The sequence below is a fragment of the Legionella drancourtii LLAP12 genome, assembly GCF_000162755.2.
GTDB lineage: Bacteria > Pseudomonadota > Gammaproteobacteria > Legionellales > Legionellaceae > Legionella > Legionella drancourtii.
Genome location: NZ_JH413826.1, coordinates 1 through 17,319 on the forward strand (window position 1 = coordinate 1; position 17,319 = coordinate 17,319).

Here is a 17,319-nt window from a genome sequence, read left to right on the forward strand (position 1 = left end):
TTATGCCAAGAAAATGCCTGCTGATTTTTCTCAATGTTTTATCAGAATGGGCCGTTTTGTTGATGAAACAATGGATGATGTAATTGATAGCAAACAATTGCGAGGCAATGCATTTCAAATTTTAAATGAGGCGGTGGATTTTGTTAGACGTCATTTACCCATATCAAGTCGCTATGATTCCTCTCAATTGGAAAGAATTGACGAAATGGCATTACCACCACTAGCTATTCGGGAAGCCATTATCAATGCTATCTGTCACAGGGATTATTCTAGCCGTGCTGGGGATATCTCATTGTATATTTTTAATGACTCTCTTGAAATTCATAATATTGGCCACCTTTATGGTGGTTTAACCATTGATCAACTTCGTGTTAAACATCCTTCTCGACGCCGTAACGAGCGAATTGCGCAAGTATTTCATGCTCGTAAATTTATTGACCGATTTGGTGGTGGTACGAGGCGTATTTTACGACTTTGTGCAGAACAAGCTTTACCTGAACCAGTATTTTCTGAGGAAGGCGATGGCTTTCAAATAAAATTCTTTTTTAAAGAACCCATCGGAGCTCGAAAGGAATCTCAAGTAATCGAACAAGATTTATCCCCAAGACAAATAGAAATTATTAATATTTTGGGTACACAAGGTGGATTAACAACAAAAATGTTACGAGATAACTTAACCAACCCACCAACAGAGCGGTGGCTAAGAGATGAGCTTAAAACTCTTAGTAAGAAAGAAATTGTAAGAGCAGAAGGCGCAACGACGAATAGAAAATGGATCCTTATTAAGAAATAGTAGGCTTCGGAAGTGCTTCGGAAGTGCTTCGGAAGTGCTTCGGAACTTTCTAATCCTAGAAGGTTCTTTACAAAGTTGCCGTATTTTTTGACCTGTACTTCAAACATGTCTTTCGCGAGACGTTCTTTCAGGACTATAACAAGGCCACTGAGTATGAACGCACTAAAAAAAATTTCCTTATCCATAAAGAAATATCTTTGGGTGTTGTATTTTGCTAAAGGTGATCCCAGAGTTAGCTGGAAAGCAAAATTAGTGGTGTTTATCACCTTAGCTTACGCATTAAGCCCCATAGACCTTATTCCTGATTTCATCCCAATTTTAGGTTTTCTGGATGATCTATTATTTATACCGCTAGGTATATACCTCACGATTAAATTAATACCTAAAGACATTTGGGATGACTGTATTAATCGCGCTGCAATAGCTATCAATAAGGGCGAATCATTGCCAAAAAGCTGGGGATTTGCCGTGATTATTGTTCTATTGTGGCTGTTCATTCTAGGAATAGTCGGAAGATGGCTATGGAATGCCTATTTGATTTAAACTTATTAAGGAAAAAATATTTTATAACACCGTATTAAATTTTTGCAGATCTTATTTCAATTTATGTTATTACAATCCAAGTGTATTTATAGCTTGTTTTATCAGGAGAGATTATAGATGAGGCACTTTCGATTAATTTCCCCAACTACGGGTCCTGGGTGAGTAGAATGGTCAGAGCGATCTGGCCATTCTACTCACCCAGGACCCACTGTACCACCTGTGACTAGTGCAATCCGTTTACCCATATATTCTTTCCTCCTTGAATTTAACAGCGCATCAGAAACAGCACTCTGATTTTTTGTTATTCTCATGATTTTTCTGGTTAAAACAAATTGCGTATAGTACTATTTAAATAAGTTCAACTTCTTCTGCCTGTAGCCCTTTCTGTCCTTTGCTCATTTTAAATAACACCTTTGCTCCTTCAGGAAGAGTCTTAAAACCGTTACTTTGTATCGCACTAAAATGAACAAAATAATCCTTGCCACTGCTTTCAATAAAACCAAAGCCTTTTCCTTCATTAAACCATTTTACTTTCCCTGGTATTTTATCAGTCATTTACTTTTTTCCTCATCAATTAAGCGTTACTATAACAGTTTCATGCTTTACAGCTGATTGTGTCAAGAGTCTGTTCTTTAATTCGTGAGTCCTTAATAAAAAAATCTAAGGGCCTATATTCTATTTAATTTAACCAAACATTTATTTTTGATAGGGTGTATTCAAATCTAACGAGGGAGTAGCCGCACTCAACCCATAACCAATATCACCATTGTTTCGTCCCAAACTCGCTCATAAATTCTTCCATCGCAATCTCAAAGCATTCACAATTACCGAAACAGAACTGAGTGACATAGCAGCAGCAGCAATAATGGGACTTAAAAGAAGCCCAGTCATTGGATACAACACACCCGCTGCTACTGGCACACCGAGCATATTATAAATAAATGCAAAAAACAGATTTTGACGTATATTGCTCATCGTTGCTTCGGACAGGTGGCGCGCTTTAACAATGCCACTTAAATCCCCGCGTAATAAGGTAATACCAGCACTTTCGATTGCCACATCAGTACCGGTGCCCATGGCAATACCAATATCGGCTTTTGCAAGTGCCGGTGCATCATTGACTCCATCTCCTGCCATAGCGACAACACGGCCTTTCTCTTTCAATTCACCAATAATACGACTCTTATCTTCAGGCATAACGTCAGTTACCACCTGTTTAATTCCAAGTTTTTTTGCTACCGCTTCTCCCGTTTTTTTACTATCGCCAGTGAGCATGAAAATTTCGATTCCATCGTCCTGTAATTCACGAATGGCCTCAAAGGTGCTCGCTTTAATAGGGTCTTCCACCACCAAAATAGCAGCTTCTTTACCATCCACTGTCATGTGCATCACAGTCGCACCTTCAGCACGTAGCTCTTCTGCCTGACTAGATAAGGTATTACCCTGAACACCAAGCTCTTGCATCAATCTGAAATTACCGATGGTGACATGGCGACCATTCACTGTGCCCGTTACTCCTTTTCCAGTGGGTGCATCGAAATTTGAAACGACAGCTAGTGCTATCTTTTTTTCTTTCGCCGCTACCATAATCGCATTTGCCAGCGGATGCTCACTATTGTGTTCAAGCGCTGCAGCCAGCGCCAATATCTCATCTTCTCCGAAGCCCTCTGTAGTCACAATACGAGTAAGTTTTGGACGGCCTTCTGTTAGAGTGCCCGTTTTATCCACGACCAAGGTGTCCACCTTTTCCATAAGTTCCAGCGCTTCGGCATTTTTAATCAGTACTCCACTCCTGGCTCCCTGACCAACTCCGACCATAATCGACATGGGTGTCGCCAAACCTAATGCGCATGGACATGCGATAATTAACACCGAGACCGCGGCAATAAGACCATAACTGAACGCCGGTTGGGGGCCATAAATCGCCCATACAATAAAAGCTAATACTGCAATCAGTAGTACCACAGGCACAAACCAGCCAGCCACCGTATCGGCCAACCGCTGAATAGGAGCACGACTACGTTGGGCATCACTCACCATTTGCACAATGCGCGCAAGCATCGTGTCACTGCCCACATGCAATGCTTTCATGACAAAGCTACCCGTCTGGTTAATAGTTGCACCAATTACTTTTGCACCTTTTTCCTTGACTACCGGCATTGGCTCACCAGTGACCATGGATTCGTCTACATTACTATGGCCCTCTTCTACTTCGCCATCAACTGGTATTTTCTCACCTGGACGTACGCGCAGCAAATCACCTTGACGAACTTCAGCGAGTGATATTTCATCGATACTACCATCCTCAGCAATTCGGAGTGCATTTTCGGGTGCCAATTTCAGCAAAGCACGAATTGCACTACCGGTTTGCTCTCGAGCTTTTAACTCCAACACCTGACCCAACAAGACTAAGGTTGTAATCACCGCTGCCGCCTCAAAATAGACAGCAACCACTCCGTTCGTGTCAAGAAAAGCAGATGGGAAAATTCCGGGGAACAGAGTCGCTACTAAGCTGTAGATCCATGCCACACCAATCCCTATAGAAATCAAGGTAAACATGTTCAGATGACGAGTTTTGAATGATTCAAAACCGCGTTGAAAAAAAGGCCAGCCGCCCCAAAGCACCACAGGAGTTGCCAGAACCATTTGAATCCAAGTGGACATTCTGGGGGATACCATGCCTGCATGCCCATGTCCACTCATCTCTATAACAAACACGGGCAAAGTCAGTATCAATGCCACCCAAAACCGGCGGCGCATGTCGATGTATTCAGGATTTGCCGCTTCACTTTCCGCACCAGTGACCCGCTCCAACGCCATACCACAAATTGGGCAATTTCCTGGAGTCGATTGCCGGATCTCCGAGTGCATGGGACACGTATAAACAACGGCCTCGTCTGCTTTAGGTGTAGATGCATCTTGCTTATATGAATCATGCTCCTGATGATGACAACCAGCATGTATCTTTCCCTGTTTTTCTGATTCCGTATGATTGTTCTTCATCAATTCACCTATTTTTAAACGTTCCATGAAATTGTTATGTAACACGTATGCTACATACCTTAAGACATTTTTATAATTTTATCCAATGCAGAACATGAGATAACGTCCTTCTTTGTTATTTTTGATTGTTGATACATTAATTGCCCGATCGAAGCCTCTGAAGAATGTGGTATGCAGGATGCTTCAAATTTGTTTCAGTGTATTATTAGGAATCCAAATGATTCCATTTATTTTTTTATAAAAATACGCCTCCTGGTCCACAACATTTGGACTTAATAGTATATTAAACGGTCTATACTTAGCTTGTTGCGTTATAACAAATCGTTTGAGCAGGGAGCCATTAGAATGTATAAAAAAATTATGCTAGCACTTGATGGGAGTAAGGTGTCCGACTATTTGGTTGGTGAGGTCATTAAATTAACAAAAGACCAGAACGTTAATTTAAGAATTATCCACGTAATTGATGAAAGTTTAATCTACTATGGTGGGCCAGCTTTTGATTATCTCTCACTAATTGCCCTTTGGCGAAAAGAAGGAAAGAATATTTTAGATAATGCTGCAAAAATAATAGCCGCTCAATCGTCAATTAAATTTGAGACGTCTATGATTGAATTAAAACCACCACATGGAAGAGTTGCTGAGGTAATCATTGAAGAAGCAAAGGATTGGCCTGCTGATTTATTGGTTATAGGTACTCATGGTCGGCGCGGTTTCAGTCGTCTTTTTTTAGGTAGTGTAGCTGAGAATGTCATCCGAATTGCAACGACCCCTGTACTTGTTGTTCGTGGTTCCGATGTATGACGTACTGGTATTGATATTAATAAATATTATGAATAAAGTAGTTAATTAACAGGAAAAAACAATAATAATCAAAGAAGAAATATAGCTAACTCAGGGTCGCAAAAGGAGGTCTATCATGATGTTTTTATTTCATAGTGCAATGATGATTGCGCTTATTGCAGTTGCTCTTGGTATTAGTTTAATCGTTTGGTCTTTACGCCATGAAGGGCAGAGTATTGCACTAGCCAAAGTGTTTGGTTGGTTAATTATGATTATTGCAATTTTAGGCACATTATGCAGTATCGTTTATTCTGTTAAGTATTGGTATGCAGGTTATTTTGAGATGCCAATACTTCAAGGCGAAGCCTTTCTATTTCATGTTGGACAGATGCTAGCTCTGGTAGCTATAGCAGCGGGTATAATTTTGATAGCCTGGGCTTCACGTAATGAAGGAACAGGTATTTCATTAGCAAATTTCTTTGGTCGGTTGATTGTTATCGTTGCAATTTTAAGTCTATTATGTACTAGCTATTATGGCATTGTGTATTGGTCTAAGGGTTATCTTCAAACACCCGTACCCATGATGCAGAAATCTATGGATAAAATAGGAAACATGCAGAATATGTATAAGGACATGATGGCACGACAATAAAAAACTCGATGCAAAATATATGGTTGGGGGTTAGCCGCAAACCCCAGAAATTTCCGGACAGTTAGAGTATACAAATCATATTGGTCTTAATACTTGCGTAAAAAAAGAGACTCATCGAAGTGGCAATACGAATCACATCAAATGGGATGTTGTAACAACATCACGTCTTCAAAGAAATAATCTCATTAATTAATCCTAAGAGAAGTACATAAAAACGAGGGGCAATTAAGCTGTTTTTTTGCAATTTATAGACTGTTTCACGTTTTATTATTGCGGATTCTCAAGCCAGAATACAGTACTTAAAATGTTTCCACAATTCGTAATTAATTACCGCCGTTTTTGGTTGAAATAAGTACTGTGTATCCTGGGCTATGTCCAATAAGAACGTGATTTGCTGATTCGCTTGTATCTCTTGTTCACTCAAAATAGATATCAAGCGCCGTCTCGGGGTTTTATCAATTACTTAATTGAAATAATGTCGCTATTAAGAAATGGGCTATTATAATAATGAGCACCATCTAATTATAGAGTTGCTGATTTATATTAATTCAACAGCAATCCTTCTATTCATTGCAAGGAGCGTCGATATGCATATTCAGAACATACTGAAAGCAGTTATTGCTTTAATAGTATTAATCGGTTCAACACTACTGTTTACCTCTTGTGCCACATCAACAACAACCGCTAATTTACAAAGTAGTTCTCAGACTGCTAATAACGGGTACGGAGGACACAATACGGGAGGAATTGGCTGGCATTGATACAGGTTAACCCGATATGTCCTTTGATTTTCATCGTCAGAAATTTATTTCAATGAGTTTCTGACGATGAATTCGGATATCCGATTTAAAAAAGTTTAGGGATGAATGCAGGCGTTACCTTTGCATACTGTTTGTATTCTTCTCCAAATTCTCTAAAAGTCTCTTGTTCTTCTTTACGAGCCAGTTTCACATACATAGTGACCAGGATAGGAAACATTATTAAGGTCAGGATGGTTGGCCATTGCAATAAAAAACCGACCATTACAAGGATAAAACCATCATATTGCGGATGACGGATTTTAGCATAAAGTCTTGCTGTAGCTAATTGTTGTTTTTTTTTGGCGCGATAAAGAGTACCCCATGCGGAAGCAATCACCCAAAGGCCACCAAGGATGAACACAATACTCAGAATATGAAATACATCAAAGTGCGGGTCCCCTTTCAAGCCTAAAAAGGTATGGAGTAAATGACCGCTGTCGTGTCCATACAAATTAACTCCAGGATAATATTTGGTAAGCCATCCTGACAGAAAGTAGATGGTTAAGGGAAATCCATACATTTCAGTAAAATAGGCAATCACAAATGCAGAAAAAGCCCCAAAGGTGCGCCAATCACGTCCTGTTTTAAATTGGGTGAAGCTGTAAGCAAATAGAATGAAGACAGCCGAATTGACTATGACCAATAACCATAAGCCATAGGCATAAGATGCATGTTCCATCTGTGTTACTCCTTGTTCTCAGAAGAATTATTATTATCCTCTTCATCAGACTTGTGATGATGCTTGCCTCCATGTCCTCCATGCATAAACAGATGCATCAATGGACATAATAAGAGAAGAAGCAAAAAAGGCGAGGCACCAAGGAAGCTTGCGATGTGAGCCCCGTGCTCAGCAATAAGGTAATAGCCGACAATCACAAGGATAATGAGTGCAATAATTCCAGGAGGAGTACGCCAAAAGTGTTTCTCTTCTTGTGGCTTTTGTTGCGGATGATGTTGGTGTTCAGAGGACATGATGCACACTCCCTTAGTTAATTAATCTCGAATATTATAACCGCTATCAACATAGAGTACTTGGATTGAGCGTTCATTCGCCACGCCGACAATAAGTCCTTTTAAATGAGTCATCTGTTTTTTTCCTTATTGTGTTCGAGAAGAGACATCGTATGCATAGCCATTATCCGCTCTTCATTAGCCGAGATAATGCATGATTCAAAAGGTCTTAAAAAGGCAAGATGGTGTAGAATATGGTTGCGTATTAGGCTTGAGTTTTCACCAATTCCACCAGTAAACACAATGCCATCAACACCACCTAATGCTACCGCCATCATACCCATCAGTTGTGCTGTTCTTAGACAAAAATAATCAAGTGCAAATCGCGCTTTTGGCTCATTACTATCTTGCAACAGACTGACATCCTGTGTCCAATCAGACAAGCCTTTAAGACCCGCTTCATGATAAAGAATAGATTCAAGCTCCTCTGGAGATAGACCAAGTTCACGAATCATATAAATCACTGCGCCTGGATCGAGGTTGCCACAACGCGTACCCATCGGTAAGCCATCAAGTGCTGTCATGCCCATGGTTGTATCAATGCTGACACCATCGTGCATGGCGCAGAGGCTTGCGCCATTACCAAGATGCGCCGCTATTATCCGCCCTCTTGCTAATACAGATTTGTTTCGACGCAAAGTATAGGCAATCCATTCATAAGAAAGACCATGAAAACCATAACGACGAATGCCTTGATCGCGTAGTGTTTGCGGTAAGGCATACTCGGTGAATAAAGGTTCGTGATTGGCGTGAAAGGCCGTATCAAAACAAGCGATTTGTATGACATCTGGCTTAAGTGCGCTAATAATCTTAATTGCAGCGAGATTATGCGGCTGATGCAGAGGTGCCAAAGGACATAATTCCTCCAAACTTGCAATCACTTCTGGGGTTATTGGCACACTGGTTGTGAACTTATCGCCACCATGGACAATTCGATGAGCAACTGTGTTAACCTGCCAGTCTTTATTTTGTGCTTCAATCCAGTGCAGAATAAAATGCAAAGCATCCTCATGGGTAGAGTCAGCCGGTAACGCAGTTTTATTAGCTTGATTATCCTTAACATCCAGTGTTTCATTTATTGCTGTAAATAAAGGGGCACTGCCTAAATCATAGACTTTGCCTCTAGTTAGGAGTTGCAACGTTGACTCTCTAGAGAATACTTGAAATTTTACGCTGGAAGAACCCGTATTAATCACAAGAATGCTGCCTACTGTCTCATGGGTCATTTAATTGTTCCTGCCCTGCGTGCCGCGGCCATTTTTACTGCCAAGGCACAAGATAGGAGCCTGGTTCGCAGTGAATCGGCCCGACTAACCAAAATAATTGGAACGCGCGCGCCCAAAACAATACCGGCGGCATCTGCATGTCCTAAAAAAGTCAGTTGTTTTGCCAAAATATTGCCAGACTCAATTTCAGGGACGAGCAGAATATCAGCATCCCCCGCAACCGTTGATACAATGCCCTTATCACTTGCCGCCTGCTTGCTAATGGCATTATCAAAAGCCAGTGGCCCGTCAAGAATGCCATCGGTGATTTGGCCGCGATCAGCCATTTTACACAAGATTGCTGCATCAACAGTTGCCTGCATCCTTGGATTAACCAGCTCTATGGCCGCAAGGATTGCTACTTTTGGTTTTTTATCCTCACCGTGTAATACGCGCCACAGATTAATCGCGTTTTGACAAATATCGGCTTTCTCCGCAGCACTGGGTGCAATATTAATCGCCGCATCCGTGATAATAAGCGGTTTATGATAGGACGGCACATCCATGACATAGGCATGGCTGATACGGTATTGGGTACGTAGGTTGGAGGTGGTAGGTACAATGGCTGCTAACAACTCATGGGTGGTAAGAGAGCCTTTCATGATGGCCTCAACTATTCCAGTCGCCGCTAACTCCACGGCACGTCTCGCCGCAGCATCACTATGCTCCGTATCGATGAGTTCCCATGGAGAGATATCAATTCCTGCATCCTTTGCCGCTGCTTTAATCTTCGATGCTGGACCAACCAAAATGGGAACAATTAATCCTGCTTTTACAGAATCAGCCACCGCTTCCAGCACATTGGCCTTTACCGGGTGGACGACTGCAGTACAAAGAGCCCCCATGCATCGGCACGATTGAATGATGCCTTGAAAACGATCATGGTTTTGAATTTCAATATGCGGCAGGTTCGTTTTTTCTACCCTTATTTTTTGGGTTGGCGCAAGGACAGTGGCGAGTCCCTCAACCACGATTTCGCCACGCTGATTCACACCCTTACAGTCAAATAGTACAATGGTTTTATCAGCACGTTTATCACGCACAATGAGTGTGATGGTAATGGTGTCTCCAATGCGTACTGGTTTTTTAAATTTAATATCCTGCTCCAGATAAATAGTTCCTGGACCCGGTAAGATGGTTCCAAGAAGTGCTGAAATCAGCGATCCGGACCACATTCCATGGCCAACAATGCCATGAAAAATATCACTTTTGGCAAAAGTGGGATCCATGTGGGCAGGATTCACATCACCCGACATAGCAGCAAAAAGATCAATATCATCTTGCGTTAATGTTTTCACCAGACTGGCCTGACGGCCAAGAGTGAGTTCGTCAAAGGTGACATTCTCAAGAAATTCCTTATCCATGTTGTTCCCTTTATTTTTGCATCACATAATTTCCTGGTGCAGCTGGCAATGATGGATCAATTGCAGATGAAGGAACACGTTTTGCAGTGGATTGTTTCCCCAACCAATCATTCCAGCTGAGCCACCATGAGTCTTCCTTTTTTTCAGCTCTATTTAACCAATTGTTGGGGTCGACATATGCTTCTCCACACTTACTTTCATGGATGTGGTAAGAACGTCCTTGATGCCCAGGTTCACTCACGATGCCCGCATTATGACCACCTCCGGTCAATACGAAAGTGATATCGCCTTTAGTCATCAAGTGCACTTTATACACAGACTGCCAAGGAGCCACATGATCACTTTCCGTACTCACAGCAAAAATTGGCAACTGAATATTTTCTGGCGCTACCGATGTTCCTTCAACGGAATAGCGTCCAGCGGCAAAGTCATTATTTAAGAAAAGCTTTTCAAGGTATTCGCTATGCATTTTGTAAGGCATACGCGTCGCATCCGCATTCCATGCAAGCAAATCAATCATGCCACGATGTATGCCATGCATGTAGTCTTGAATCATTTTAGACCAGATAAGATCGTAGGTGCGGAGCATCTGAAAAGAGCCAGCCATTTGTTTCGTATCCAGGTATCCCTGCTCCCACATCATACTTTTAAGGAAGGATATTTCACTTTCAGTGGCAAATAGCATCAACTCACCGGCTTCTGTGAAATCCCCTTGTGCTGCTAGTAAAGTGAGGCTATTTAAACGCTTATCCCCATCTCTTGCCATTGCTGCCGCTGTAATCATGGCCAGAGTACCGCCTAAACAATAGCCCATCAGATTAATTTTTGTTTTGGGCAGAATAGTACAAACCGCATCAAGTGCTGCCATGGCACCTTGTCGATAATAATCGTCCATTCCTAAATCACGATCACTACTATCTGGATTACGCCAAGAGATTATAAACACCGTATGCCCTTGACCAACGAGCCAATTCACCATTGAATTATGAGGAGATAAATCAAGAATATAATATTTCATAATCCAGGCTGGTATTATTAATATGGGTTCTTTAAATACAGTCTTAGTCTGCGGTTCATACTGAATTAACTCAATAAGATGGTTGCTAAACACCACTTTTCCTGGTGTAACCGCAACGTCTTTACCCGGTATAAAATTTTCAGCACCAGCAGGTAGAGTCCCGGACATCCTTTCAATCATATCCTCAACAGCGATTTCCGTTCCATGAATAAGATTCATGCCTCCAGAATTAATTGTTTCATGGAATAGATCGGGGTTAGTAAGGACAAAATTAGAAGGTGACATAGTATCTAGAATCTGTCGCACGCAAAATGAAACGGTGCGTTCAACATCACGAGGTAGTCCAGGAACATTAGTCGTGGCCCGTCGCCACCAATCTTCCGCCTGAAGAAAACCCTCAGCCCATAAACGCCAAGGCATGAATTGCCAACTGTCTTTATGAAAGCGAACATCTTTCCCTTGGGCGGCACGCTCAACACAGACAATATTATTAATGCAATCATGAGCATGCACAGCAGGATATACTGCTAACTCTAATAGGAGTCCTGGCGACTGCTCTAATTGCACAAGCCAAGAAAAAAAAGCAATCCTCAAAGCAGCGGGACTCATTCCTCCCGTCGTCTTGGCAAGATTTGCCTGAAAGAGCTTAGTGAGAATACTAAAAAAATTCTCAGACTTATTCTTATCACTAATCGAACAACACGGCATAGGGGTATTTGATGATGTAGGTTTTCCCTTGGATGTTGATATCAGGTCATTTGAACAGCATTTTTTTCCTGGTACATTCATCTCCTCTTTCCCTCCTTGGTGTAATGATGAGATAGCGTTGAGAGATTGGCTGCCTGCATTGATTATAGTATACCTCTATTGATCCCTCTACCCACCAAGATAATTCAGACAGTGGCACACATTGCAATGATAGGAATTGTATAATATATATACGTTTTATTTGGGGATTAACTCGATATATATATTGAGAATTAAAGAGGAAATGCTACACTGGCAACCAAAATTAACTAAAAGCTGAGCTAGAACTCGGATGTTCACCATCCTACTTCTTCCATTATTTTACAGGATTTTTTACTTTTGAAAAAATTTTTAGCATTACTCTGTACAGCAATAATAGCCAACTCCTTTGCTGCTAAGCCGACTGAAAATTGTATTAATAACAGTGACATTAATATGACCGCGAGGGATATGGCAAAAATGATGTACCTGGACTTTGGGATGGGCCTAGGAACCTCAGCTCACTTTACAGGAAGCTCTTTTGCTTTAGATCCAATGACAATGGGAGTTTATATAAACAAAAACTTAGGAGTTGAGATTGGATGGGGAATGCTTCCTAATGGTACTTTTCAAGGAAGTAGCGCCATGATTAATACATTTCATTTAGCTGCAAAAGAAATTTTTCCATTAGCTGACGCGTTTTCACTTTATGGTAAACTTGGTTTAGGTGTTAGTGTTGGTCAAGGGAATATTACCACACAAATTCCTATGGGAATGGACATGACTATGCCTATGATGACCATGATTACACCGACTAACGTAGGCCCTTTTTATGGTGTCGGTATGCAATTTAGTTTATCGAAAAATTTTGCTATTTATGTTGAAGACTCTGGTGTGTTGATTATTCCTTCTAGCAGTAGATTTGGTAATGTAAATCAAACCACTTTAGGTCTTGAGATTCGTATATAAGAAGCGCCGTTTTTTTAAGGTAGTTCTCTGGCTCGCAAGCTAGTGCCAATGATTTTTTTGTATGTGTCATGAGGATTTAAAATGATAACATGATGATGCAATGAACTCTGAGGCTCTCCTTGGCATATTTTTTTTTGATTAAAGTTGATATATATTAAATTTCTTACACCAACTTAAAAATGCCCTCGAAAGCAAATGATTGTTGATTGTTACTCGTTGTAATGCCATTTTTGTTCAGAACAGAGCGTACGTTAGAAAAATTTCGTCGTGTTTCAGCACGAAACTCAAGATTTTAAATGGGAATATAGCTTAATGTTACGTGAGCTACTCCAGTGCGATAACCATTTCTATCAGAAAAAATTTCTCCTCGTATGTGGTTCGCCATTTAACATTTAATTTATAATTAATATATCCAGCAATGCCTTGCCAAACGGCTTCTGCTACATTCCATCGTATACGGTCCTGATTATAATAACTGGAATTATTCATAAATGATTCGGAACTGTTTAATGGTTCACTTGAAAATGCGGATATAGATGTTTTTTACTGGCATTTAATCAGCCATTTTGGCGATTAAAGCAGGAGTAAATTACACGAATCAACCTGCAAATACGCCTTATTAGCAACCTAGGATTGGTATCGAAGGAGTAATATGCCCTATTTTATTAATACTAATCTAAGAAGTTATTACTATAGGGGTGCTAAATTAGATCTTGTTTTATCACGAGATACACATATCACCAATAATTTTCTCATCAGAGCAGGGATTCGTAGTATCGTTGCTTCAAAGACAGTAATACAAGCAGAAATCGGCAGTGGATTGAATCAAATGCGCTATATTGTACGGCCTTATTATCGCTTAATGCCAGGTAAACCTATTTGTTGAATACGAACGTGAAGATGATTATGGGGCATTTAGAGACATGCATGCCGCTACCATAGGGCAACCAGCGAGCCAAAACACAGTAACACTTGGCTTTACCCTGTTAATTGAGGAGAGGAGAGCAAAATGAAAGCGCTTAACTCATTACTCGCTTTGTTCTACTCTTCTGAAGAAGAGACAACCTAAGTTATTTGCATACTGGAATATGGCGAAATGATAGTCCTATGAATCAAGCGATTCACGTGCCGACCTGTGAGAGGCTAAAGGGAAGATCTTTGGCTTACTCGATCATTTAACTTCGAACTCTATGAATTAGGCTCAATGGTGTTAACACGATGAAGCAACTATTTTTTCACATTCTTGGACGCAACGAGTGCATGCATCAGCACACCATTTACAGTGCTCCATGTGGCGAGCATGTTCTCTACAGACTTTGGCACAAAGAGCACAGACTTCTTGAGCGTATTTCGACCCTCTGGACATCATTTCAGCGGCTAAAGTACAAACTTGCGCACAATCCTTCCTATCAATCTCAAAACCAAAAACCATGTCCTTGCCTTTATTTTCATTTAGGCAAGCAGTCTCGCACCGTTCACATTGAGTAGCACAAGCCAAACAGGCTTCGATGCACGTTTGATATTTTTCATGAACCATAATAATTTCCCTATTAATAGTTAAAATTTCGATTCCTATCCTAATAACGCCGCTCATAGAGCGTTATTCCTAACTATTATAATAGATATACTTCAAATTTTCGACAAACATCTGATATGCGTCGATTTTTGTAAAGATATTCTTATTGATCCACAATACGAGGTATCAAATCAGGTGTTTCTTTCTTATCAAACGGATTATTGGCAAAACAAAGTGTCCCCTTAAAAAACAGGGTTCTGAACGTACAGCGAACGCGATACTAGGTCTGAGTTTTTAATGTATTTTTTTCATAATTTACTGCCTATACTGATATAAATTAGCCATGAATTTAAAGTATGGAAAACAATGGATAAAATTGTAGCTGTTGTTCAAGACAAGGAGAATCCAATAGGCCATATTGTCGAAGTCAATGGCCCAGTCGTGAAGATATTTTGTAACACGTTACCTCCTTTACACCAGTCCCTTAACACCTACACTGATTCTGACAGATATGTTTTAGAAGTTTGTCAGCATATTGATCAACATCATGCAAGAGCAATCACCCTACATCGCGCAACTGGTTTGCAACGAGGTTTGCTTGTCTATGATCAAGGGACCTCCTTGCAAATTCCTGTTTCTCCAAATTGTTTGGGTAGACTTTTAAATGTTTTTGGCGAACCTTTAGATGGTGGAGAGCCATTACAAACCAAAGAATATCGCGATATTCTAGCAAAACCTGCTCCTATTGAAATGACAACGACAAAGGAAACTATTCTTGAAACAGGAATTAAAGTCATTGATTTGCTCTGTCCATTCGTTAGAGGGTGTAAAACTGGATTGTTTGGAGGTGCAGGAGTTGGGAAGACCATTTTACTTATGGAATTTATGCATTCCATTATTCAATTACATCAAGGTATTTCAGTCTTTGCAGGTGTTGGGGAACGAATACGTGAAGGACATGAACTCTGGCATGAGATGAAATCCGCGGGTGTGATGGATAAAACTTTAATGGTATTTGGTCAAATGGATGAGTCACCCGGGGTGCGTTTTCGGGCAGGTTTATCGGCGTTAACTTATGCTGAATATTTACGTGATACTGTGGCACATGAAGTTCTTTTTCTTGTAGATAATATTTATCGTTTTGTACAAGCAGGCAGCGAAATCTCAGGTTTATTAGGTAGAATGCCTGCAAATGTCGGGTATCAACCCACATTAATGACAGAGATTGCAGAACTTGAAGAACGTATTACCTCTACTGCCAAAGGTTCTGTCACCTCAGTACAAGCAGTTTATGTTCCAGCGGATGATATGAGCGATCCTGCTGTTACTGGAATCATCACTCATTTGGATTCAATAGTGGTGCTTTCCCGCTCACAAGCTGGAAAAGGTATTTATCCTGCAGTAGATGCTCTGGCTTCAAAAAGTAAATTCATGGATAAAATTGTCCTAGGAGAGCGTCATTATTCTATTGCTCAAGCTGTACGAGAGCATTTAGCGAGATATAGAGAGTTAGAAGATATCATTTCTATGATGGGTATTGAAGAACTGTCCACTAAAGACCGAGAGATTGTATTAAGAGCGCGTAAACTTCAACGATATCTGACACAACCTTTTCATGTCACAAAACAGCAAACTGGTATTGAAGGAAAATCTGTACCATTAGAGCAAACATTAGCAGATTGTGAATCGTTCATAAAAGGTGATTTCGATGACCGCTCAGAAGAGCAATGCTATTTGATAGGTGCAATGGATAAGAGGAGCCGAGTATCATAATGGATGCTTTTGATGTACATCTACAAAGTTCGACTCAATATGAAATAATTCATAATGTAGTAAGCTTTGTCGGCGAAGATGCTTCTGGGCAATTTGGACTTTTAGCGAACCATGCCAGATTTATGACCTGCTTAAAATTCGGCTTGGCATGGTTTCGTTATGATAATAAAGATAAGGAATATTTAGCTTTACCAGGTGCAGTAGTCTATTTTATAGATAATCAACTGTATATCTCTACACGACATTATTTTCGCAATACCGATTACCAAGCAATACAAATTTTAATAGAAAAAGAATTACATCTTGAAGAAAAAAATTTACTCAGTATTAAAGAAAGCTTGCATCGTTTGGATGAGGAAATTTTAAAACGTCTATGGGATTTAAAACGGCAGGGAAAATATGGATTTTAAAGACTCGCAAAAGAACCTTGAAAAACAAGTGAACTTGAATATTAATAACATTAACAAAGCAAAAAAAGAGAAATCTACTTTGTTAGCACAAACTGTCTATCTTGGAACTTTGGGCTTTGTTTTTATTTTACCTATTATTCTAGGAGCTTATCTAGGGGTTTGGTTAGATGAAAAACTAAAGGGATATTCTATTATGTGGACACTAAATTTAATAATTCTTGGTGTTATTGTAGGTGCTGTTAACGTGTATCTCCTTATTAAGGAATAGCCGTGGCTTCAGAAAATTTATTCACACAATTTGCGTTTTCGATAGGTCCTGTGAGAGTCACACAAAGTATTGTGACTACTTGGATCATTATGATTTCTTTTTTGATTTTCTCATGGTTTTCTACGCGAAAACTATCGCTTCAACCAGGCGGTTGCCAGGTTGTTTTAGAGGGAATTTTTAGCACCATGCATGATGCTGTAGAAGAAGTCCTACCTAAACAAGTTGATCTTGTATATCCCTTCATTGCTACCTTATGGATTTTATCCTTATTTCCAATTTAATTGGAATTATTCCCAGGATTTCATTCGCCTACTGCTGACTTATCAGTAACAGCTGCTTTAGCGATTATCACCTTTCTATCAGTGCATTGGTTTGGGATTCGTGCAGAAGGGTTAAAAGACTATTTGAAACATTATATTCGTCCTTCG

At 40.3% G+C, this 17,319-nt stretch carries 18 protein-coding genes and 1 pseudogene; 11 read left to right on the plus strand and 8 right to left on the minus strand.

Going from position 1 to position 17,319, the window contains the following annotated elements; genetic code table 11:
• Positions 1 to 793, plus strand: a 793-nt coding sequence (locus LDG_RS18510) for an ATP-binding protein (protein WP_324602961.1), incomplete at its 5' end; no start/stop codon positions are given.
• A 153-nt stretch (positions 794 to 946) separates the two neighbouring features.
• A complete protein-coding gene (locus LDG_RS09805) occupies positions 947 to 1,336 on the plus strand; it encodes a YkvA family protein (RefSeq protein ID WP_006871167.1) in 390 nt (129 codons plus the stop codon).
• A gap of 348 nt (positions 1,337 to 1,684) precedes the next feature.
• Here the strand turns inward: LDG_RS09805 and LDG_RS09810 are convergent, their stop codons facing one another.
• Both LDG_RS09810 and LDG_RS09815 read right to left on the minus strand, forming a co-directional pair.
• Positions 1,685 to 1,891, minus strand: a complete 207-nt coding sequence (locus LDG_RS09810; protein WP_006871168.1) for a cold-shock protein — start codon at positions 1,889 to 1,891, stop codon at positions 1,685 to 1,687.
• A gap of 231 nt (positions 1,892 to 2,122) precedes the next feature.
• Positions 2,123 to 4,339 carry a copper-transporting P-type ATPase gene (locus LDG_RS09815; protein ID WP_040535312.1) on the minus strand — a complete coding sequence of 739 codons (2,217 nt, stop codon included), beginning with the start codon at positions 4,337 to 4,339 and terminating at the stop codon, positions 2,123 to 2,125.
• 345 nt (positions 4,340 to 4,684) lie between these two features.
• Between LDG_RS09815 and LDG_RS09820 the strand changes: the two genes are divergently transcribed.
• The 3 genes from LDG_RS09820 to LDG_RS19865 all read left to right on the plus strand — a co-directional run bounded on the left by LDG_RS09820 (position 4,685) and on the right by LDG_RS19865 (position 6,532).
• Positions 4,685 to 5,140 (plus strand): universal stress protein, encoded by a 456-nt coding sequence (locus tag LDG_RS09820; protein WP_006871170.1) that lies wholly within the window; start codon positions 4,685 to 4,687, stop codon positions 5,138 to 5,140.
• Positions 5,141 to 5,255: 115 nt separating this feature from the next.
• Positions 5,256 to 5,771 carry a hypothetical protein gene (locus tag LDG_RS09825; RefSeq protein WP_233491467.1) on the plus strand — a complete coding sequence of 172 codons (516 nt, stop codon included), beginning with the start codon at positions 5,256 to 5,258 and terminating at the stop codon, positions 5,769 to 5,771.
• Positions 5,772 to 6,358: 587 nt separating this feature from the next.
• Complete coding sequence (locus LDG_RS19865; RefSeq protein WP_199484677.1) at positions 6,359 to 6,532, plus strand: hypothetical protein; 174 nt, start codon at positions 6,359 to 6,361, stop codon at positions 6,530 to 6,532.
• 85 nt (positions 6,533 to 6,617) lie between these two features.
• Here LDG_RS19865 and LDG_RS09830 read toward each other — a convergent pair whose 3' ends face one another.
• The 5 genes from LDG_RS09830 to LDG_RS09850 all read right to left on the minus strand — a co-directional run bounded on the left by LDG_RS09830 (position 6,618) and on the right by LDG_RS09850 (position 12,018).
• A complete protein-coding gene (locus tag LDG_RS09830) occupies positions 6,618 to 7,250 on the minus strand; it encodes a methyltransferase family protein (protein WP_006871173.1) in 633 nt (210 codons plus the stop codon).
• A gap of 5 nt (positions 7,251 to 7,255) precedes the next feature.
• Positions 7,256 to 7,543, minus strand: coding sequence for a DUF2933 domain-containing protein (locus LDG_RS09835; RefSeq protein WP_006871174.1), 288 nt, complete (start codon positions 7,541 to 7,543; stop codon positions 7,256 to 7,258).
• Positions 7,544 to 7,653: 110 nt separating this feature from the next.
• Positions 7,654 to 8,808 carry an acetate/propionate family kinase gene (locus LDG_RS09840; protein ID WP_040535290.1) on the minus strand — a complete coding sequence of 385 codons (1,155 nt, stop codon included), beginning with the start codon at positions 8,806 to 8,808 and terminating at the stop codon, positions 7,654 to 7,656.
• Entirely contained in the window at positions 8,805 to 10,211 is a 1,407-nt protein-coding gene (locus LDG_RS09845; protein WP_006871176.1) for a bifunctional enoyl-CoA hydratase/phosphate acetyltransferase, read from the minus strand. Before LDG_RS09845 ends, LDG_RS09840 begins: the two co-directional genes overlap by 4 nt.
• Positions 10,212 to 10,221: 10 nt before the next feature.
• Positions 10,222 to 12,018: a PHA/PHB synthase family protein gene (locus LDG_RS09850; RefSeq protein ID WP_006871177.1), complete on the minus strand. Its 1,797-nt coding sequence runs from the start codon at positions 12,016 to 12,018 to the stop codon at positions 10,222 to 10,224.
• Positions 12,019 to 12,315: 297 nt separating this feature from the next.
• Between LDG_RS09850 and LDG_RS09855 the strand changes: the two genes are divergently transcribed.
• Positions 12,316 to 12,924: an outer membrane beta-barrel protein gene (locus LDG_RS09855; protein ID WP_006871178.1), complete on the plus strand. Its 609-nt coding sequence runs from the start codon at positions 12,316 to 12,318 to the stop codon at positions 12,922 to 12,924.
• A 652-nt stretch (positions 12,925 to 13,576) separates the two neighbouring features.
• Positions 13,577 to 13,810, plus strand: coding sequence for a hypothetical protein (locus tag LDG_RS09860; protein ID WP_040535293.1), 234 nt, complete (start codon positions 13,577 to 13,579; stop codon positions 13,808 to 13,810).
• 324 nt (positions 13,811 to 14,134) lie between these two features.
• Here LDG_RS09860 and LDG_RS09865 read toward each other — a convergent pair whose 3' ends face one another.
• Positions 14,135 to 14,461, minus strand: a complete 327-nt coding sequence (locus LDG_RS09865) for a four-helix bundle copper-binding protein (protein ID WP_040535318.1) — start codon at positions 14,459 to 14,461, stop codon at positions 14,135 to 14,137.
• A 345-nt stretch (positions 14,462 to 14,806) separates the two neighbouring features.
• On the opposite strand from LDG_RS09865, the gene atpD reads away from it, so the two are divergent.
• The 4 genes and pseudogenes from atpD to LDG_RS19345 all read left to right on the plus strand — a co-directional run.
• Complete coding sequence (atpD, locus tag LDG_RS09870; protein WP_006871180.1) at positions 14,807 to 16,213, plus strand: F0F1 ATP synthase subunit beta; 1,407 nt, start codon at positions 14,807 to 14,809, stop codon at positions 16,211 to 16,213.
• Complete coding sequence (locus LDG_RS09875; protein WP_006871181.1) at positions 16,213 to 16,623, plus strand: F0F1 ATP synthase subunit epsilon; 411 nt, start codon at positions 16,213 to 16,215, stop codon at positions 16,621 to 16,623. Before atpD ends, LDG_RS09875 begins: the two co-directional genes overlap by 1 nt.
• Entirely contained in the window at positions 16,613 to 16,891 is a 279-nt protein-coding gene (locus LDG_RS09880) for an AtpZ/AtpI family protein (protein ID WP_006871182.1), read from the plus strand. Before LDG_RS09875 ends, LDG_RS09880 begins: the two co-directional genes overlap by 11 nt.
• Before the next feature lie 2 nt (positions 16,892 to 16,893).
• Positions 16,894 to 17,319 (plus strand): annotated as a pseudogene (locus LDG_RS19345) (F0F1 ATP synthase subunit A); the annotation flags it as partial.